This is a genomic window from Sphingomonas sp. FUKUSWIS1 (assembly GCF_000733135.1).
GTDB classification, from domain to species: Bacteria; Pseudomonadota; Alphaproteobacteria; order Sphingomonadales; family Sphingomonadaceae; genus Sphingomonas; species Sphingomonas aerolata.
The window spans coordinates 15,648-33,923 of sequence record NZ_JPJC01000258.1 but is presented as its reverse complement, the minus strand read 5'-3'; the positions used below and the strand labels follow the sequence as shown (position 1 = coordinate 33,923).

Sequence of the window (18,276 nt, the reverse complement as noted above, 5' to 3'; positions counted from 1 at the left end):
GGCCGGGGCCCAGATGGGAATGCTAGGTAACTATGGACGGTCCCTAGTTACTCTGGACATTCCACCTGGGCCCCGGCCTTCGCCGGGGTGGTGTGACGTTTCGGGTCGGCGTTACTTCTTTTCGAGCGCCGCCTGCGCCGCCGCAAGCCGCGCGATCGGCACGCGGTACGGGCTGGCCGAGACGTAATCGAGCCCGACCTTCTCGCAGAACGCGATGCTTGCCGGGTCACCGCCATGCTCGCCGCAGATGCCGAGCTTGATGCCCGATCGCGTCTTGCGGCCACGCTCTGCGGCGATCTCGATCAGTTCACCGACACCCTCGACGTCGATGCTGACGAACGGGTCCTTCGCATAGATGCCCTGCTCGACATAGGCGCCCAGGAACCGCGCCGCGTCGTCGCGGCTGACACCCAGCGTCGTCTGCGTCAGGTCGTTGGTGCCGAACGAGAAGAATTCGCCGACTTCCGCGATCTCGCCAGCCCGCAATGCGGCGCGGGGCAGCTCGATCATCGTGCCGACCAGATATTCGATCGTCCGGCCCTTGTCGGCGAACACTGCCTGGGCCGCCTTGTCGACGACCGCCTTCATCAGCTCCAGCTCGCGGCGGGTCGCCACCAGCGGGATCATGACCTCGGGGATCGGGGCCGCGCCGGACTTCTCCGCGACGTCGACCGCCGCCTCGAAGATCGCACGCGCCTGCATCTCGTAGATTTCGGGATAGGTCACGCCGAGACGGCAACCGCGATGGCCGAGCATCGGGTTGAACTCGTGCAGCTCGGCCGCGCGACGCTTGAGCGTGTCGACGTCGATCCCCGCCGCGGTCGCGACTTCGGCGAATTCGGACTCCTCGTGCGGCAGGAATTCGTGGAGCGGCGGATCGAGCAGACGGATCGTCACCGGCAGCCCGGCCATCACCTCGAGGATCTCGGTGAAGTCCTTGCGCTGTTCGGGGAGCAGCTTCTCGAGCGCGGCGCGGCGGCCCTTCTCGTCGCTCGCCAGGATCATCTGGCGGACGTTGGTGATGCGGCTGCTCTCGAAGAACATGTGCTCGGTGCGGCACAGCCCGACGCCTTCCGCGCCGAACTCGCGCGCGACCCGGCAGTCCTCGGGCGTCTCGGCGTTGGCGCGGACCTTGAGGCGACGAACCTCGTCCGCCCAGGTCATCAGCGTGCCGAAATCACCCGACAGCTCGGGCTGCACGGTCGCGACCGCGCCGATCATCACCTCGCCGGTGCTGCCGTCGATCGTGAGCAGGTCGCCCTCCTTCACCTCACGGCCGCCGCAGCGCATGATCTTCGCCTTGGTGTCGATCGACAGCGTCCCCGCGCCCGAGACGCACGGGCGCCCCATGCCGCGTGCGACGACCGCCGCATGGCTGGTCATCCCGCCGCGTGCGGTCAGGATGCCGCGCGCGGCGTGCATCCCATGAATGTCGTCGGGCGAGGTTTCGGTCCGGACGAGGATCACCGCGACGCCGTCGGCGGCCTTCTTCTCCGCCGCATCCGCATCGAACACCACCGCGCCCGAGGCCGCGCCCGGCGAGGCGGGAAGCCCTTTGGTCAGCACGTCGCGCTTGGCATTGGGATCGAGCGTCGGGTGAAGGAGCTGGTCGAGCGCCATCGGCTCGACGCGCAGGATCGCTTCCTCGCGCGTGATCAGGCCCTCATTCGCCATGTCGACCGCGATCTTGAGCGCGGCCTTGGCGGTGCGCTTGCCCGCGCGCGTCTGGAGCATCCAGAGCTTGGTCTTCTCGACCGTGAACTCGATGTCCTGCATGTCGCGGTAATGGTTTTCGAGCGTGTCGAACACGCCCGCGAGCTGGCCGTACACCTCGGGCATCGCCTCTTCCATCGAGGCGGCCTTGGCGCCGGCGTCCTCGCGCGCGACCTTGGTCAGATATTGCGGGGTGCGGATGCCCGCGACGACGTCCTCGCCCTGCGCATTGATCAGGAACTCGCCGTAATAGGCGCGGTCGCCCTTCGACGGATCGCGCGTGAACGCGACGCCGGTCGCCGACGTGTCGCCCATGTTGCCGAACACCATCGCCTGGATGTTGACCGCGGTGCCCCAGCTGGCGGGAATGTCGTTGAGCCGGCGATAGACCTTCGCCCGCTCCGACTGCCACGAACCGAACACCGCGCCGACCGCGCCCCAGAGCTGGTCGTGGACGTCCTGCGGGAAGGGCTTGCCCCAGAGCTTTTCAACAAGGCCCTTATACTCGGTCACCAGCGCGCGCAGGTCGTCCGCGCTCAGCTCGGTGTCGAGCGTGAAGCCCTGGTCTTCCTTGGCGATCTCGAGCGCTTCCTCGAACGCGCCGTGATCGAGCTCGAGGACGACGTCGGCATACATCTGGATGAAGCGGCGATAGCTGTCCCACGCGAAGCGCGCGTCCTCGGCCTTGGCGGCAAGGCCCTCGACCGTCTCGTCGTTGAGCCCGAGGTTGAGGACGGTGTCCATCATCCCCGGCATCGAGGCGCGGGCACCCGAGCGGACCGAAACGAGCAGCGGGTCGGCGGCGTCGCCGAACACCTTGCCGGTCACGCCCTCGATATGCGCGAGGCCGGTCGCGACCTCGTCGCGCAGGCCCTGCGGGAACTGGCCGCCCTCGTCATAATAGACCGCGCAGAAATCGGTCGAGATCGTGAAGCCCGGGGGCACCGGCAGGCCGATCGACGCCATCTCGGCGAGGTTCGCGCCCTTGCCGCCGAGCAGGTTCTTGTCGCCCTTGCCGCCGTCCGAAACACCGCCGCCGAAACGGTACACATATTGGGTCATCGCAGGTCCTCTAGGTGTTGTTGCGCGCAAGGCGGCAGAGATTGTCTTTGCAGGCGGGGCGGGTCAGCCCTCGATCTTCGAAAAGTCCGCGACGTTGTGCACTGCGGCGCGAATACGCTCAAGTAGCGCGAGACGGGCGGAGCGCTTGGCGGGATCGGGGTCGTTGACGATAACGCTATCAAAGAACGCATCGATCGGCGCCCGCAGCGATGCGAGCGCGGCCATCGCCGCGGCGAAATCTTCGCCCGCGATTGCTGCAGTTGCGCGGGGTTCGGCGGCGTCGAGCGCGGACTGGAGCGCGGCCTCTGCGGGTTCGGGCGCATACTGCTCCCTCTCACCTGCGCGGAGAGGGGGAGCAGAAGGGGCTTCCTTCTTCAGGATATTGGCGGCGCGCTTGTAACCGGCGAGCAGGTTCTTCCCGTCCTCGGTCGATATAAAATTCGCAAGCGCTTTGGCCCGCGCTTCGACCCGATCAATGCGGTCGTCGCTTCCAGTGCCCCAACCGGTGGAAGCTTGGACGTAATCATAGCGGATGCCGGCTTCGCGCAGCTGAACGCCGAGGCGATCATGCAGAAAGTCGGAGAGTACTATACCGAGCGCAGCATTCTCTTCCCCAGACCAGGCGCGAGCTGCCGCGTCGATCTTGAATTTGAGATTGGCCGTTTGAATCGTCCGCAAGACACCCAGAGCGGCCCTTCGCAAAGCGAACGGGTCTTTCGAGCCAGTTGGAAATAGCTTCACGGCAAAGAACGAGAATAGCGTATCCAGCTTGTCCGCCAGGCTGACCGCGACCGTCACCGGGTCAGTCGGGACATCATCGCCCTGCCCGACCGGCTTGTAATGGTCGCGGATCGCGGCGGCGACGGCGGGGTGCTCGCCCTGGGCTGCGGCGTAGTAGCCGCCCATCAGGCCCTGCAATTCGGGAAACTCGCCGACCATGCCGGTGACGAGATCCGCCTTGGCGAGACGCGCGGCGCGCTCGGCGAGGGTGGCGAGTTCCGCCCGGACCTCGGGCGCTTCTTCTGTTCCCCGGCGGAGGCCGGGGTCCAGGTGGGAAGGCTGTTGTGACGACGCGACGGCCTCAGCCAAGGCGCCGTTCCCAACTGGGCCCCGGCCTTCGCCGGGGAACGAAGAGGTAGCGGAGGACGAACTCGTACCCCCGACGATACCCTCTTCGACCAACCAGCGTGCGAGCTTGGCGACGCGGTCGACCTTGTCCGCCACCGTACCGAGCTTCTCGTGAAAGACGATCTTCTCGAGCTTATCCGCCTGCTCTTCGAGCGGCATCTTCAGGTCGGTGTCGTAGAAGAACTTCGCATCCGACAGACGCGCGGCGAGGACCTTGCGGTTGCCCTCGACGATCTTCGCGCCACCGTCGTGCGCAGCGATGTTAGCGGTACAGACGAACGCGTTCGCTAGGGTCCCGTCGACGCTGCGGCAGACGAAATATTTCTGGTTCACGCGCGCGGTGAGCTGGATCACCTCGGGCGGCACGTCGAGAAACGCGGGATCGAACCGGCCGAGCAGCGGGATCGGCCATTCGGTGAGCCCGGCATTCTCGGCGACGAGGCCCTCGTCCTCGATCAGTTCGAGCCCGGCCTGCATCGCCGCCTCGCGCGCGTGATCGCGGATCAGCGTCGCGCGCTCGTCCTGGTCGACGATGACGTGGCAGGCGCGCAGCTTCTCGACATAGTCGTGCGCGCCGCCAATCGTGATCTGGTACGGATGGTGGAAGCGGTGGCCGAGCGTGGCAGCGCCGCTTGCGATGCCGGCGATCTCGAACGGCACGATCGTCTCGCCGAGCAGCGCGACGATGCCCTGCAGCGGGCGGACCCAGCGCAGCGATTCGGTGCTGGCGGAGGCATCGCCCCAGCGCATCGACTTGGGCCAGGGAAACGCGCGGACGATCGCGGGGATCGCCTCGGCAAGCACGTCCGCGGTGGCGCGGCCGGGCTTTTCGGTGACCGCGAAGAACGTGCCGCCGCGATCGACCAGCTGCTCGCGCGTGAGGCCGGTCTTGCGCAGGAACCCTTCGAGCGCCTGCGGGGGTGCCGACGTCTTGGGGCCCTTCACCTCTTCGGAGACGGCGGCGGTCTCGATCGGCAGGTCGCGTGCGATCAGCGCCAGGCGGCGCGGCGTCGCGTAAGTGACGATATCGCTGGTGGCGATCCCGGCCTTGGCGAGCTCGGCGCTGAACAGCCTGGCAAGGTCTTCACGCGCCTTCGCCTGCATGCGGGCGGGAATTTCTTCGGAGCGGAGCTCCAGGAGGAAGTCGGTCATTCGGGCTCACCGGTCGGAGCAAAAACACTCTGCGCTCTCTGCGCCTCTGCGCGAGATTCTGTTCGCGCAGAGGCGCAGAGGACGCGGAGAGAAGAAGAGATACAGCCTGCGGCACGAGGACGGGTCATGCCGCCCATCCGTGCTTGTCCATCCACGCAGCGCAGGAGCCTTTGGCGAGGTCGCGGACGCGGCCCATATAGGCCTGGCGTTCGGCGACCGAGATCACACCGCGCGCCTGCAGCAGGTTGAAGATGTGGCTGGCCTTGATCGCCTGCTCATAGGCCGGGATCGGCAGCTTGGCGGCGAGCGAGTTCTCGCATTCGGCGACATGCTTGCGGAACTGGTCGAACAGCGAGTCCGTGTCGGCGACCTCGAAGTTCCACTTCGACATCTCCTGCTCGTTCTCCAGGAACACCTCGCCATAGGTGACCCCGGCGTCGTTGAACGCGAGGTCGTAGACGCTGTCCTTGTCCTGGATATACATCGCGAGCCGCTCGAGCCCGTAGGTCAGCTCGCCCGCGACGGGTTTCATGTCGAAGCCGCCCATCTGCTGGAAATAGGTGAACTGGGTCACCTCCATGCCGTCGCACCAGACCTCCCAGCCGAGCCCCCACGCACCAAGCGTCGGGCTTTCCCAGTCATCCTCGACGAAGCGGATGTCGTGCTTCAACATGTCGATGCCGATCGCAGCGAACGAGCCCAGATACAGCTCCTGAAGGTTCGCCGGCGACGGCTTCAGGATCACCTGATACTGGTAATAATGCTGGAGCCGGTTCGGATTCTCGCCATAGCGGCCATCCGTGGGACGGCGACAGGGCTGGACGAACGCGGCGTTCCACGGTTTCGGACCGAGCGCGCGCAGCGTCGTCGCGGTGTGGAACGTGCCCGCACCCATTTCCATGTCATAGGGCTGCAGGATCAGGCACCCGTGATCACTCCAATAGTCATGGAGCGTGAGGATCATGCGCTGGAAGCTAAGAGGCTTTTTCAGGGGCTGGGTCACGCGCGGGCTTTGGCGGATGGGGGTGCGCGAGGCAAGTGGTGCGTTGCGATCGCGCATCCTACATGGGGCCGACCAACGATGAGGATGCCCTCCCCTTGAAGCTGTTTTCCCGACTCGCGTCGCTTCGCTCCGCCCCGCTGCGCTCGACGCTGTCCGCCATTGCGATGGCGTTCGCGCTGCCCGCCTGCGCGCAGGTCGCGCCGAAACCGGCGCAGGCCGCCAACGATGCCGATCCCGCCCTGTGGGTGGTGAAGGACAAGGACACGACGATCTACCTGTTCGGGACGATCCACGTGCTCAAACCCGGCATGACCTGGTTCGACGAGGCGGTGAAGACCGCGTTCGACCGCTCGCAGCAGGTCGTGCTCGAGCTGGTGATGCCCGATCCCGCCAAGATGCAGACCCTGGTCATGGCGACCGGCGTGACGAAGGACGGGCCGACGCTGACCGAACAGCTGCCCGCGGAGAAGCGCGCGGCCTATGCCAAGGCGGTGACCGATCTGGGGCTGCCGGCAAACGCGTTCGACCGATTCCGGCCCTGGCTTGCGGCGACCAACCTGTCGATCGCGCCGCTGTCGAAGCTTGGCTATGACGCCGCGAACGGGCCCGAGCAGGTGATCACTGCCGCGGCCAAGGCGGCGGGCAAGCCGGTGACCGGCCTGGAGACCGCGGAGCAGCAGCTGGGCTATTTCGGCGGGCTATCGCAACAGGCACAGCTGCAGTTCCTCGGCAGCACGATCGACGAACTGCCCAAGCTCGAGACGACGATGGCGACGATGGTCGACGAATGGGCGAAGGGCGATCCGGAGGCGCTCGCGCGCGAAATGAATGAGAGCCTGAAAGATTCGCCCGAGGTGGCAAAGGCCCTGCTGGTCGATCGCAATGCCCGATGGGCGGAGTGGGTCGCGAACCGGATGAAGTCGCCGGGGACGGTGTTCGTCGCGGTCGGCGCCGGGCATCTTGCGGGCGCCGATAGCGTTCAGGCACAACTGGCGAAGCTCGGCGTGAAGGCGGAGCGGGTACAGTATTGAGCGACTTACCCTCTCCCCTCGGGGGAGAGGGAGGGAGGAGCCGTAGGCGACGGAAGGGTGAGGCACGCGTTTGTGGCACACCGTGCCCTCACCCTCCCACGTGCAAATGCACGCGGGCCCCTCCCTCTCCCCCGAGGGGAGAGGGTGTAGTTGATTAAAACGTGCACTTCCGCTATGCGCCCGCGCTTCCGGTCCATGGTCATCCCTGGAGGCGTGGGCGGGAAGAACAACAAACGAGTTTCGGAGAATATTGATGAGCGACCAGTTGACGCTCGCAGCCGAGACGCGTGACCGGGTTGGCAAGGGAGCCTCCCGGGCGCTGCGTCGTGATGGCCGCGTGCCTGCCGTGATCTACGGCCTGAACAAGGAACCCACCTCGGTTCACCTCGAGGAAAAGGCGCTGATGAAGGCGCTGATGACCGGCCACTTCATGAATTCGGTCGTGATGGTCAACGGCGTGCGCACGCTGCCCAAGGACGTTGCGTTCCACCCGGTCACGGATCGCCCGATCCATGTCGATTTCCTGCGCATCGGCGAGCATTCGACCGTCACCGTCGCGGTGCCGATCGTGTTCACGGACGAAGACGATGCCCCCGGCATCAAGAAGGGCAAGGGCGTCCTCAACATCACGCGTCATGAGATCGAGCTGGTCGTCGACGCATCGGACATCCCGAGCGAGATCTCGATTTCGCTCGCCGGCATGGAAATCGGTGATTCGATCCACATCAGCGACGTGACGCTGCCCAAGGGCGCGACGCCCGCGATCGACGACCGCGACTTCGCGATCGCCACGATCGTGCCGCCGACCGTCCCGACCGTCGAGGACGAAGAGCTCGAGGCTGAAGTCGCCGAGGCGCAGGCTGCCGAGGCTGCTTCGGACGAAGAGCCCGTGGTCGAGCCTAACGACGATCACAATGACGACGACAAGATCACGCCGCAGAAGAAGGACTAATCTCCTTCGTCTTCGGATGATCTGGCGGGCGGGAAAGCTAGGGCTTTCCCGCCCGTTTCGTTTTGCAAGCCATTCCGCCCACCCAAAAAACCGTCATCCCCGCGCAGGCGGGGATCCAGACCCTCGGACCTTCCTATGGAATCGAGAGGTTTGCCACTATGGGTTCCCGCCTCCGCGGGAATGACGGTTTGGGGCGCGGGCAACGATCGTTTTTGGAGAATCACACGTGCAGATCTGGGCGGGACTCGGCAATCCGGGGGCGCAATATGCGATGCACCGGCACAATGTCGGGTTCATGGTCGCCGACGCGATCGCCGCGGTGCACGGCTTCGGCGCGGTCAAGAAGCAGTTTCAGGGCTGGACCCAAGAAGGCCGGATCGGATCGGAAAAGATCCTGCTGCTGAAGCCCGCGACCTTCATGAACGAGAGCGGCCGCGCGATCGGCGAGGCGTTGCGCTTCTACAAGCTGGACGTCGATGCGCTGACGGTATTCCACGACGAGCTCGACATCGCCCCCTTCCGCGTCAAGGTGAAGACCGGCGGCGGGACTGCGGGGCATAACGGGCTGCGCTCGACCGACCAGCATCTCGGCCCCGATTTCCGCCGCGTACGGCTCGGCATCGGCCATCCGGGGCACAAGGACCGGGTCACCGGCTATGTGCTCGGCAATTACGCCAAGACCGAGATCGAGCCGCTGTCCGACATGCTCGGCGCGATCGCCGCGGAGGCGGCGTGGCTGGCGGCGGGCGACGACGTCCGCTTCATGAATGATGTCGCTGTGAGGATGCAACCATGACCACCCGTTCGCTGTTCGCCACGCGGTTTTACGAGGCCGATCTCGGCGACGACGATCTGGTCGAGGAGCTGGAGGACGCGGCGCTCGAACTGTCCAAGGCGGATCGCGCGGGCGTCGCTTGGTCGAAGGCACATGGCTATCGCGGGTATACGTCCTACGCCTCGCTGAACGACCTGCCGCTGCGCGACCCGCGCTTCGCCGATCTGGTGCGGCTGCTCAACAAGCATGTCGCCGCGTTCGCCAAGGACTGCGCGTTCGATCTGGGCGGGCGCAAACTCAAGCTCGACAGCCTGTGGGTGAACGTCCTGAAGCCCGGCGGCGCGCATTCGGGGCATATCCATCCGCACAGCGTCGTGTCGGGGACGATGTACGTGACGATTCCGGAGGGCGCCGGCGCGCTGAAGCTCGAGGATCCGCGGCTGCCGATGATGATGGCGGCGCCAACTCGGCTCGACGACGCGCCGGAGGATCTGCGGACGTTCGTTTATGCGGTGCCGAAGCCTGGGAGCGTGTTTCTTTGGGAGAGCTGGCTCAGGCATGAGGTCGTGCCGAATGCTGCGAAGGGCGAGCGGATCAGCATCAGTTTCAATTATCGGTGGTGAGGTAGGTAGGCCTCACCCCTCCCGTCATCCTGACGAAAGTCAGGATCCAGAGCCAAGCAGCGTAAGAGCCTGTAACTCAAGGTCCTGACTTTCGTCAGGATGACGGAGGTGGCGGCGGCACCCACCACTCGTTGTCATTCCCGCAGAGGCGGGAACCCAGACTGGCTGGCCTTGGCGATACTCGCTCGGGGTTGCCAGTCTGGATCCCCGCCTGCGCGGGGATGACGGAGATAGAGTGGTTACGCAGTCTTCATCGACGCCATGTCGATGACGAAGCGGTACTTCACGTCGCTCTTGACCATGCGGTCATAGGCCGGCTCGATCTCGTCCATGCGGATCATCTCGATGTCCGACACCAAACCGTGCTCGTTGCAGAAATTGAGCATTTCTTGCGTCTCCGCGATCCCGCCGATCAGCGAGCCTGCCAGCTGGCGACGGCGGAAGATCAGGTTGCCGACCGAGGGCGACGGATGCGGCTCGGCAGGCACACCGACCAGTGTCATCGTACCGTCGCGCTTGAGCAGCTCGAGGAACGGGTCGAGATTATGTGGTGCGGCAACGGTGTTGAGGATGAAGTCGAAGCTGTTCGCATGCTCCGCCATCGCATCGGCATCCTTCGACACGATCAGGTCCTTCGCGCCGAGACGCTTGGCATCCTCGCGCTTGTTCGGCGAGGTCGAGAAGACATAGACCTCAGCACCCATCGCGTTCGCGATCTTGACGCCCATGTGACCGAGACCGCCCAGACCGACGATGCCGACCTTCTGGCCGGGGCCGACCTTCCAGTGCTTCAGCGGTGAGTAGGTGGTGATCCCGGCGCAGAGCAGCGGCGCGACCGCGGCGAGATCGGCCTCGGGATGCGTGACCTTCAGCACGAAGCCCTCGTCGACGACGATATGGTCCGAATAGCCGCCGAAGGTGTGGCCGCCGAGCACGGGATCGGGGCCGTTATACGTCCCGACGAACCCGGTCGTCTCGCAATATTGCTCCTCGCCATCGGTGCACGACGGGCACTGGCCGCAGCTGTCGACCATGCAGCCGACGCCGGCGATGTCGCCGACCTTGAACTTGGTGACGTCGTCACCGACCGCGGTGACGCGGCCCACGATCTCATGGCCCGGAACGCACGGATACAGCGTGCCTTCCCACTCGCCCTTGGCGGTGTGGAGATCCGAATGGCAGACGCCGCAGAACGCGATGTCGATCGCGACGTCGGTCTTGCCCGGCGCGCGGCGTTCGAAGCTGAACGGTGCGAGCGGCGTCTCGGGCGACTGGGCGGCGTAGCCCTTGGCGGTGGTGGTCATGCTATTCCTAAATCTGACTGGCAGAGCGCGATATACGCACGGGACTCGTAATATCTACCGAGCGGTACGATAATTTTGCTGCATTGCGGCAATCGCTTGGGTCGATCAGTCGGGCGTGCCCGGCAATCTTTCCGTCATCCTGACGAAAGTCAGGATCCAGAGTAACGAGTGGCGCCCTTTGCGACCCTGGATCCTGACTTTCGTCAGGATGACGGGAGAGTTGGTCCGAGGGACCGGCCGAATGCTGGCGTTCCTTCTCGCCCTGCCCTAAAGCGCCCGCACATTCTTATACCCCAATCTCAAACTGAAGGCATATCATGGGTTTTCGCTGCGGCATCGTGGGGCTGCCGAACGTCGGCAAGTCCACCCTCTTCAACGCGCTGACCGAGACGGCCGCGGCGCAGGCGGCGAACTATCCGTTCTGCACGATCGAGCCGAACGTCGGCAATGTCGGCGTGCCCGACAAGCGGCTCGACGCGCTGGCGAAGATCGCCGGCTCGCAGAAGATCATCGAGACCCAGCTCGGCTTCGTCGACATCGCCGGCCTCGTGCGCGGCGCGTCGAAGGGCGAAGGGCTCGGCAACCAGTTCCTCGGCAACATCCGTGAGGTCGACGCGATCGTCCATGTGCTGCGCTGTTTCGAGAATGGCGACGTGACTCATGTCGACAACAAGGTCGATCCGATCGCCGATGCCGAGACCGTCGAGACCGAGCTGATGCTGAGCGATCTCGAAAGCCTCGAGAAGCGCGTCCCCAACCTCGCCAAAAAGGGCATGCAGGGCGACAAGGAGGCCAAGATCGGCGCCGCCGTGCTCGGCCAGGCGCTCGAGCTGCTCCGCGAGGGCAAGCCCGCACGGCTGACGGTGCCCAAGGACGAGGACGAGGCGCGCGTGTTCGCACAGGCGCAGCTGCTGACCGCCAAGCCCGTCCTGTACGTCTGCAATGTCGACGAGGGCGATGCCGCGAAAGGGAATGCGCTGTCGGCGCGCGTGTTCGAGAAGGCTGCGGCCGAGGGCGCCGAGGCGGTCGTCGTGTCGGCGGCGATCGAGGCCGAGATCGCGACGATGCCCGTCGAGGATCGTGGCGAATTCCTGGGCGAGCTGGGGCTGGAAGAGACCGGCCTCGCTCGCGTCATCACCGCAGGCTACAAGCTGCTCCACCTGCTGACCTTCTTCACGGTCGGCCCGAAGGAGGCACGCGCCTGGACCGTCCATGCGGGCGCCACCGCCCCGCAGGCGGCAGGCGAGATCCACGGCGATTTCGAGAAGGGCTTCATCCGCGCCGAGACGATCGCGTTCGACGACTTCATCGCGCTGGGCGGGGAATCGAAGGCGCGCGAGGCGGGCAAGCTGCGCGCCGAGGGCAAGGCCTATGTCGTCCATGACGGCGACGTGATGCACTTCCTGCACAGCTGATCCCAACAATGTCGCGGCCCCTGCGTGCGTAGTCACGCGCCAGGGGCGGGCGTAGCGAGCAGAACAGACGGCATGAGACACGCGACGTTTTCAGCTCTGGCACTCGCGCTCGGGGGTTGTGCCTATCCGGCCACGCCCCCTGCCCTGGCGCCGGTGACCCAGGCTGCCCCCGCGACCGCCACCGCCGCTCCTCAGGGCGCGCAGCCGCTGGCGGTACGGGCACCGGTGACGATCCTCGTGTCGATCGATGGCTTCCGCCCCGACTATCTCGACCGGGGCGTCACGCCAAACCTGAACAGGTTGCGCGCCGGCGGCGTCTTTGCGGCGATGCGCCCCTCCTTCCCGAGCGTCACCTTCCCCAATCACTGGACCCTGGTGACCGGGCTCAGACCCGATCGCAGCGGCATCGTCGGCAACACGATGGAGGATCCGACGCGGCCCGGTGAGAAATTCACCATGGCGAGCGACGATCCCTTCTGGTGGAGCCAAAGCTCGCCGATCTGGGTCGACGCCGAAAAGGCGGGAATCCGGAGCGCGACGATGTTCTGGCCGGGCGCCAATGTCGCGGTCGGCGGCACGCCGAAGCCCAACAGCCACGGCGCGATCGACGGCGGCACCCGGCCGCAGGACTGGCAGCAGTTCAACCAGCAGATCAGCGCCACGCAACGCGTCAACGCCGTCCTCGACTGGATGCGGCGACCCGCCGCGATCCGACCGAAGCTGGTGACACTGTATTTCGATACCGTCGACATGGCCGCGCACGACAATGGCCCCGACTCCCCCCTGACCACGCAGGCAGCCGCCGAGGTGGATGGCAGCATCGGCAGCCTCGTCGAAGGGCTTGCGACGCTCGGCCAGCCGGCCAATCTGGTCATCGTGTCGGATCACGGCATGGCGGCGACCAGCAGCACGCGCGTCGTCGCGATGGACCGGATCGCGGCGCCGGCCGATTATCGCCTCGTCGAGACGGGCGCCTATGCGACGCTGTTCGCGGTGCCCGGCCATGAGGCCGCGCTCGAGGCGAGACTGCTGCGCAAGCACGACCACCTGCAATGCTGGCGCAAGGCGGAGATTCCGGCACGCTTCCATTATGGCCGCAATCCGCGCGTCCCGAGCTATCTGTGCCTCGCCGATGTCGGATGGCGCATCGATCGGACGACGCCCACCAAGGTCTCGGCCGGCGGCTCGCACGGCTATGACAATGCCGCCTCGGAGATGCGCGCGCTGTTCATCGCGAACGGTCCTGCGTTCATCGGTGGCAAGACCATCGCGAGCTTCGACAATGTCGCGGTCGAGCCGCTGCTCCGCGACCTGATCGGGCTGCCCGCGGAACCGGGGCTGGACGGCAACGACGCGCCCTTCCAAAAGGTGCTGCGACGATAGGAGGAGCAGCGGGCGTGCAGTATTTCGAAGATATCGCAGTCGGGGCGACCGCGGCGTTCGGCCACTATCCGGTGACGCGCGACGAGGTGATCGCCTTTGCCGAAAAATACGACCCGCAGCCCTTTCATCTGTCCGACGAGGCCGCGGCAAAGACGCATTTCGGTCGGCTGTCGGCAAGCGGCTGGCATAGCTGCGCGATGACGATGGCGATGCTGGTGGAGCACATCCGTGAGCACCGTCAGGCGAGTCTCGGATCGCCCGGGATCGATGAACTCAAATGGCTGAAGCCCGTCTATCCGGGGGACACGCTGCGCTGCGTGACCGAGGTGCTCGGCAAACGGGTTTCCGCCAGCCGCCCCGAAATGGGGATCGTGAAAAGCCGGATGCAGGTGTTCAATCAGGACGATGTCATGGTGATGACGTTCGTGTCGAACGCGCTGATGCAGACGCGCCCGACCGGCGCGCCTGCATCCTGATCCGTCACTTCGGGACGGGGACGTTCATATAGGCGCCGCCCCGGCCGCCGCCGCCGCCACGACCGCGGAACCCGCCGCCATTGCCGCGCTCCTGACGATATTCACGCCGGTCCTGACGTGCCTCGCCGCGATAGCTCTGCCGCGCTTCACGCCGTTCGCCGCGATATTGCTCGCGCGTGATCTGACCGTCGCGCAGCTGGTTGCGGTCCTCGCGCCGACCCTGACGGAAGTCGCGGTTCGCGCCACGCCGGTCCTGGCGATAGTCGCGCGCGGCGGGGCTGTTGCCGCGGGCGAAATTGCCCCAGTTGCCGGCACCGCGATAATTGCCGCGACGCCCCTGCCAGTAGCGCTGCTGCGCACCGTTCCAGCGGTGCGGACGACGGTTGCGATCATAGACGTATCCGCCGGTACCCGGATAATAATAGTCGCCATACCAGCCATAATAGGAGCCGAGCCCGACGCCGGCATAACCGGCCCCGTATCCGCCGCCGTAACCATCATAATAGCCGTTGCCGTAGCCGCCGCCATAATAGGGATCGCTCGCATAGCCGATCCCGCCGCCGCCATAGCCATACCCATCGGTGCAACCGGCCACGCCGAGGCCGACACCAATGGCGAGACTGACCAGTCCTAGTCGCTTGAAAAACATCGAAAATCTCCCGTACCTGGAGAGCGGACCCAACGCGCCGCCATTGGTCGCACAACAATACCGACCTACCGCAGGTTCCATGAACGACGGCTGACGCGCGCCGGGACCACAGGTGGGCCATGGGGGCGTGGCGCCGGGACACAGGCACGGACACGGGCAGCCAGCGGGTCGCCAAACGCGAAACGGCGGACCGGGTTGCCCCGATCCGCCGTCCTTCACGCCCTGATACCGCGATAGCCGCGGCGTGGGATCAATGCTTCACGTCACGCCAGACGTTTTGATAGGCGCCCCAGGCAAGGCCGCAGAAGACGAGGATGAAGAGGATCGACGCGACGCCGACGGCGTGCCGCGACTCCAAGTTCGGCTCTGCCGTCCAGGTCAGGAAGGCCGAGACGTCTGCCGACATCTGTTCCTTCGTCGCCTTGGTCCCGTCCGCATAGGCCACCTGATCGTCCGCGGTGATCGGCGGTGGCATCGCGATGTTGAGGTTCGCGAAATACGGGTTGTAGTAGAGACCCTCGGGCGTCTTGATGTCCGGGAACTGCTTGAGCAACGCCGCGGGCTGATCGGTGTAGCCCGTCAGCAGCGAGTGGACATAGGCGGTGCCCTCCTCGCGCGCCTTGGTGATCAGCGAGAGATCGGGTGGCAGCGCGTTGTTGTTGGCGGCGCGGGCAGCGACCTCGTTGGCGAACGGCGACGGGAAGCGATCCGACGGGATGTTCTTGCGGGTCGCGGCCTCGCCGGTTTCGGGGTTGATCGTCGGCTGTTCGATCACCCACTGGTTGGCGATCGCCTTAACCTCGGGCTCCGAATAGCCGATCTTCTGGAGATCGCGGAACGACACCAGCCGCAGCGAGTGGCAGGCTGAGCAGACTTCCTTGTAGACCTGGAACCCGCGCTGGAGTTGACGGCGGTCGAACTTGCCGAAGACGCCGTTCGAGGCGAGCTCGAGCTCCTTGGGATGCTTGTGCGCGACGCTCTCGGCAGACGGCGCGACGGGGTCGGTGATGACGCCCGACACGCTGCCGAAGAGCGCGATGCCGAGCACCAGCACAAAGGCGGCGCCGACCAGGGATGCGATGAGACGAACCATATATGTATCCTCTAGTCCGTATCAGTGCGCGGGCTTGGGGGAGAGCGCGGTGTGCGCCGGGCTCGTCCCGCCACGCTTGGCCAGCACCGCCTCGGTGATCGAATTGGGCAGCGGCCGGGGCCGTTCGGACCGCGAGATCAGCGGCAGGATGATCAGGAAATGCGCGAAATAATAGGCAGCGCAGATCTGGCTGAGGATCACATAGGTCGCCGTCGCCGGTGCACCGCCGCAATAGCCCAGGATCAGGATGTCGGCGACCAGCACCCAGAACGCGATCCGCGCCTTGGGGCGGTAGTTCATCGAGCGGACCGGCGAATTGTCGAGCCACGGCAGGAAGAACAGCAGCAGGATCGAGCCGAACATCGCCAGCACGCCCCACAGCTTTGCCGGCAGGATGAAGTCCGCGGTAAAGGCGCGCAGGATCGCGTAGAACGGCCAGAAATACCATTCGGGGACGATGTGCGCGGGCGTCGAAAGCGGGTTTGCCGGGATATAATTGTCCGGATGGCCGAGATAGTTCGGGAAGAAGAACAGCAGGCCGGCGAACACCAGCAGGAAGATGCCGAGCCCGAAGCCGTCCTTCGCAGTGTAATAGGGGTGGAACGGCACCGTATCCTGTTTGCCCTTCACGTCGACGCCGGTCGGGTTGTTCGACCCCGGGATGTGCAGCGCCCAGATGTGCAGGATGATGACGCCCGCGATCACGAACGGCAGCAGATAGTGCAGCGAGAAGAAGCGGTTGAGCGCGGCGTTGTCCGGCGCGAATCCGCCGAGCAGCCAGATGCGGATGGTGTCGCCGACCAGCGGAATCGCCGAGAAGAACCCGGTGATGACCTGCGCGCCCCAGAAGCTCATCTGCCCCCAGGGAAGGACATAGCCCATGAATGCGGTCGCCATCATCAGCAGGAAGATCGTCACGCCGAGCAGCCAGACCATCTCGCGCGGCGCCTTGTACGAGCCGTAATAGAGTCCGCGGAAGATGTGCGTGTAGACGACGATGAAGAACATCGACGCGCCGTTGGCGTGCGCATAGCGCAGGAACCAGCCCGCATTGACGTCGCGCATGATGTGTTCGACCGAGTCGAACGCGACCGCGCCGTTGGCGGCGTAATGCATCGCCAGCGTGATGCCGGTGATGATCTGGATCGCCAGCGCGGCGCCGGCAAGGACGCCGAAGTTCCAGAAATAATTGAGATTGCGCGGGACCGGGTAACCGGCGCCGACCGCGTTGTAGACGAGCCGGGGAACGGGAAGCCGTTCATCCAGCCACCGCGTCAGCGGCAGCTTCGGTTCGTATTGCTTGGCCCAGGGAAAGCTCATGGTTGTTTCCTCAGCCTACCGTGACGACGGTGTCGGAGTTGAAGGCATAGTCCGGCACCTGAAGGTTGGTCGGTGCGGGGCCCTTGCGGATGCGCGCGGCGGTATCGTAGGCCGAGCCGTGGCACGGGCAGAAATAGCCGCCAAACGGGCCCTTGTTCTCACCCTCGCCAGCGCCGAGCGGGACGCAACCGAGATGCGTGCAGACGCCCAGCGTGATCAGCCAGTTCTTCTTGCCCGCCTTGGTCCGCTCCGCGAGCGTCTGCGGGTCGCGCAGCGTCGATACGTCGACCGCGTCGGCCTCGCTGATTTCCTTCGGCGTCAGGTTGCGCACGAACAGCGGCTGCTTGCGGAAGCTCGTCTTGATCGCCTGGCCCGGCAGGATCTTCGACAGGTCGATCTCGGTGGTCGACTGCGCCAGCACGTCGGCCGACGGGTTCATCTGGTTGATCAGCGGCAGGACGATCGCGACGGCGCCGACCCCGGCGAAGGATACGGCGGCGATATTGATGAAATCGCGGCGGCGCGGATCGTGCGCCTCTTCGTGAAACGGTTCAGGCGACTCGCCGGGTGGAACCATGTCGTCGACTATCGCCATTCATCTCGCCCTTGCAGTTTATCTTTATTCTCGTGGCCCGATGCGCATGCCGGTTCGCCGCACCGCACGCCCATCCTGCCCGACCGTCCCCACGGAGGCCTATAGGTGATAGACGGCGCAAGCCCGCTTTGCCAACAGCATTTTGACTGCAGCGCGTTCCGGATTAGAGGCAACGGTATGCGTATCGCCCTCTACCAACCTGATATCGCCGGCAATGTCGGCGCCATTTTGCGGACCGCCGCCTGTCTCGGACTCGCGGTCGATCTGATCGAGCCGATGGGGTTCACCTGGAACGAAAAGGCGGTCGCGCGCTCCGGGATGGACTATGTCGGCGCGGTCGAGATCGTCCGGCATGTCGACTGGGCGGCGTTTCGCGACCAGGTCCGCGGGCGCATCGTCCTGCTGACGACGAAGGGCGCGGTGCGACTTGACACAGCGACGTTCCAGACCGACGACGTGCTGCTGATGGGCAGCGAGGGCGCGGGCGTGCCCGACGACGTCCATGCCCGCGCCGACCTGCGCGTGCTGATCCCGATGCGTCCCGGCCTGCGGTCGATGAACATCTCGGTCGCGACCGCGATCGTCGCGGCAGAGGCGTTGCG

The 18,276-nt window shown here is 65.4% G+C and carries 16 protein-coding genes; 8 read left to right on the top strand and 8 right to left on the bottom strand.

The window, feature by feature from the left end; all coding sequences use genetic code 11:
• Positions 1 to 111: 111 nt before the first annotated feature.
• From ppdK to sphsw_RS16485, 3 genes are all read right to left on the bottom strand, one after another.
• On the bottom strand, positions 112 to 2,775 hold the full coding sequence (gene ppdK / locus sphsw_RS16495; RefSeq protein ID WP_031441587.1) for a pyruvate, phosphate dikinase: 2,664 nt from the start codon (positions 2,773 to 2,775) through the stop codon (positions 112 to 114).
• Positions 2,776 to 2,838: 63 nt separating this feature from the next.
• Positions 2,839 to 5,055: a glycine--tRNA ligase subunit beta gene (glyS, locus tag sphsw_RS16490; RefSeq protein ID WP_031441586.1), complete on the bottom strand. Its 2,217-nt coding sequence runs from the start codon at positions 5,053 to 5,055 to the stop codon at positions 2,839 to 2,841.
• 124 nt (positions 5,056 to 5,179) lie between these two features.
• Complete coding sequence (locus sphsw_RS16485) at positions 5,180 to 6,019, bottom strand: glycine--tRNA ligase subunit alpha (RefSeq protein ID WP_031441585.1); 840 nt, start codon at positions 6,017 to 6,019, stop codon at positions 5,180 to 5,182.
• A gap of 203 nt (positions 6,020 to 6,222) precedes the next feature.
• Between sphsw_RS16485 and sphsw_RS16480 the strand changes: the two genes are divergently transcribed.
• The 4 genes from sphsw_RS16480 to sphsw_RS16465 all read left to right on the top strand — a co-directional run bounded on the left by sphsw_RS16480 (position 6,223) and on the right by sphsw_RS16465 (position 9,439).
• The gene (locus tag sphsw_RS16480; RefSeq protein ID WP_042467609.1) at positions 6,223 to 7,089 is read left to right on the top strand and encodes a TraB/GumN family protein; all 867 of its coding nucleotides are present in this window, start codon (positions 6,223 to 6,225) and stop codon (positions 7,087 to 7,089) included.
• A 253-nt stretch (positions 7,090 to 7,342) separates the two neighbouring features.
• A complete protein-coding gene (locus sphsw_RS16475) occupies positions 7,343 to 8,041 on the top strand; it encodes a 50S ribosomal protein L25/general stress protein Ctc (protein WP_037529604.1) in 699 nt (232 codons plus the stop codon).
• Positions 8,042 to 8,267: 226 nt separating this feature from the next.
• Complete coding sequence (gene pth / locus sphsw_RS16470; RefSeq protein WP_031441582.1) at positions 8,268 to 8,837, top strand: aminoacyl-tRNA hydrolase; 570 nt, start codon at positions 8,268 to 8,270, stop codon at positions 8,835 to 8,837.
• Positions 8,834 to 9,439: a TIGR02466 family protein gene (locus sphsw_RS16465; RefSeq protein WP_031441581.1), complete on the top strand. Its 606-nt coding sequence runs from the start codon at positions 8,834 to 8,836 to the stop codon at positions 9,437 to 9,439. The genes pth and sphsw_RS16465 overlap by 4 nt, the downstream gene beginning before the upstream one ends.
• Before the next feature lie 239 nt (positions 9,440 to 9,678).
• Here sphsw_RS16465 and sphsw_RS16460 read toward each other — a convergent pair whose 3' ends face one another.
• The gene (locus sphsw_RS16460) at positions 9,679 to 10,743 is read right to left on the bottom strand and encodes an NAD(P)-dependent alcohol dehydrogenase (RefSeq protein ID WP_031441580.1); all 1,065 of its coding nucleotides are present in this window, start codon (positions 10,741 to 10,743) and stop codon (positions 9,679 to 9,681) included.
• A gap of 317 nt (positions 10,744 to 11,060) precedes the next feature.
• Here sphsw_RS16460 and ychF point away from each other — a divergent pair, with 317 nt between their 5' ends.
• From ychF to sphsw_RS16445, 3 genes are all read left to right on the top strand, one after another.
• The gene (gene ychF, locus sphsw_RS16455) at positions 11,061 to 12,158 is read left to right on the top strand and encodes a redox-regulated ATPase YchF (protein ID WP_031441579.1); all 1,098 of its coding nucleotides are present in this window, start codon (positions 11,061 to 11,063) and stop codon (positions 12,156 to 12,158) included.
• A 72-nt stretch (positions 12,159 to 12,230) separates the two neighbouring features.
• Positions 12,231 to 13,541, top strand: coding sequence for an alkaline phosphatase family protein (locus sphsw_RS16450; RefSeq protein ID WP_031441578.1), 1,311 nt, complete (start codon positions 12,231 to 12,233; stop codon positions 13,539 to 13,541).
• A 14-nt stretch (positions 13,542 to 13,555) separates the two neighbouring features.
• Complete coding sequence (locus sphsw_RS16445; RefSeq protein WP_031441577.1) at positions 13,556 to 14,017, top strand: MaoC family dehydratase; 462 nt, start codon at positions 13,556 to 13,558, stop codon at positions 14,015 to 14,017.
• A gap of 4 nt (positions 14,018 to 14,021) precedes the next feature.
• Here the strand turns inward: sphsw_RS16445 and sphsw_RS18480 are convergent, their stop codons facing one another.
• The 4 genes from sphsw_RS18480 to petA form a co-directional block, all read right to left on the bottom strand.
• Positions 14,022 to 14,666: a hypothetical protein gene (locus sphsw_RS18480; protein ID WP_052380991.1), complete on the bottom strand. Its 645-nt coding sequence runs from the start codon at positions 14,664 to 14,666 to the stop codon at positions 14,022 to 14,024.
• A gap of 250 nt (positions 14,667 to 14,916) precedes the next feature.
• The gene (locus sphsw_RS16435) at positions 14,917 to 15,759 is read right to left on the bottom strand and encodes a cytochrome c1 (RefSeq protein ID WP_031441575.1); all 843 of its coding nucleotides are present in this window, start codon (positions 15,757 to 15,759) and stop codon (positions 14,917 to 14,919) included.
• Positions 15,760 to 15,780: 21 nt separating this feature from the next.
• Positions 15,781 to 17,079, bottom strand: a complete 1,299-nt coding sequence (locus tag sphsw_RS16430; RefSeq protein WP_031393565.1) for a cytochrome b — start codon at positions 17,077 to 17,079, stop codon at positions 15,781 to 15,783.
• 10 nt (positions 17,080 to 17,089) lie between these two features.
• Positions 17,090 to 17,656 (bottom strand): ubiquinol-cytochrome c reductase iron-sulfur subunit, encoded by a 567-nt coding sequence (petA, locus tag sphsw_RS16425; protein WP_042467607.1) that lies wholly within the window; start codon positions 17,654 to 17,656, stop codon positions 17,090 to 17,092.
• A gap of 195 nt (positions 17,657 to 17,851) precedes the next feature.
• On the opposite strand from petA, the gene sphsw_RS16420 reads away from it, so the two are divergent.
• Positions 17,852 to 18,276, top strand: a 425-nt coding sequence (locus sphsw_RS16420) for a tRNA (cytidine(34)-2'-O)-methyltransferase (RefSeq protein ID WP_031441573.1), incomplete at its 3' end; no start/stop codon positions are given.

Coding starts and splice junctions, on each gene's coding strand:
- sphsw_RS16430 (WP_031393565.1), bottom strand. CDS start 17,079: ATGAGCTTTCCCTGGGCCAAGCAATACGAACCGAAGCTGCCGCTGACG.
- sphsw_RS16435 (WP_031441575.1), bottom strand. CDS start 15,759: ATGGTTCGTCTCATCGCATCCCTGGTCGGCGCCGCCTTTGTGCTGGTG.
- sphsw_RS16475 (WP_037529604.1), top strand. CDS start 7,343: ATGAGCGACCAGTTGACGCTCGCAGCCGAGACGCGTGACCGGGTTGGC.
- sphsw_RS16460 (WP_031441580.1), bottom strand. CDS start 10,743: ATGACCACCACCGCCAAGGGCTACGCCGCCCAGTCGCCCGAGACGCCG.
- glyS (WP_031441586.1), bottom strand. CDS start 5,055: ATGACCGACTTCCTCCTGGAGCTCCGCTCCGAAGAAATTCCCGCCCGC.
- sphsw_RS18480 (WP_052380991.1), bottom strand. CDS start 14,666: ATGTTTTTCAAGCGACTAGGACTGGTCAGTCTCGCCATTGGTGTCGGC.
- ychF (WP_031441579.1), top strand. CDS start 11,061: ATGGGTTTTCGCTGCGGCATCGTGGGGCTGCCGAACGTCGGCAAGTCC.
- sphsw_RS16465 (WP_031441581.1), top strand. CDS start 8,834: ATGACCACCCGTTCGCTGTTCGCCACGCGGTTTTACGAGGCCGATCTC.
- sphsw_RS16480 (WP_042467609.1), top strand. CDS start 6,223: ATGGCGTTCGCGCTGCCCGCCTGCGCGCAGGTCGCGCCGAAACCGGCG.
- petA (WP_042467607.1), bottom strand. CDS start 17,656: ATGGTTCCACCCGGCGAGTCGCCTGAACCGTTTCACGAAGAGGCGCAC.
- ppdK (WP_031441587.1), bottom strand. CDS start 2,775: ATGACCCAATATGTGTACCGTTTCGGCGGCGGTGTTTCGGACGGCGGC.
- sphsw_RS16450 (WP_031441578.1), top strand. CDS start 12,231: ATGAGACACGCGACGTTTTCAGCTCTGGCACTCGCGCTCGGGGGTTGT.
- sphsw_RS16485 (WP_031441585.1), bottom strand. CDS start 6,019: ATGATCCTCACGCTCCATGACTATTGGAGTGATCACGGGTGCCTGATC.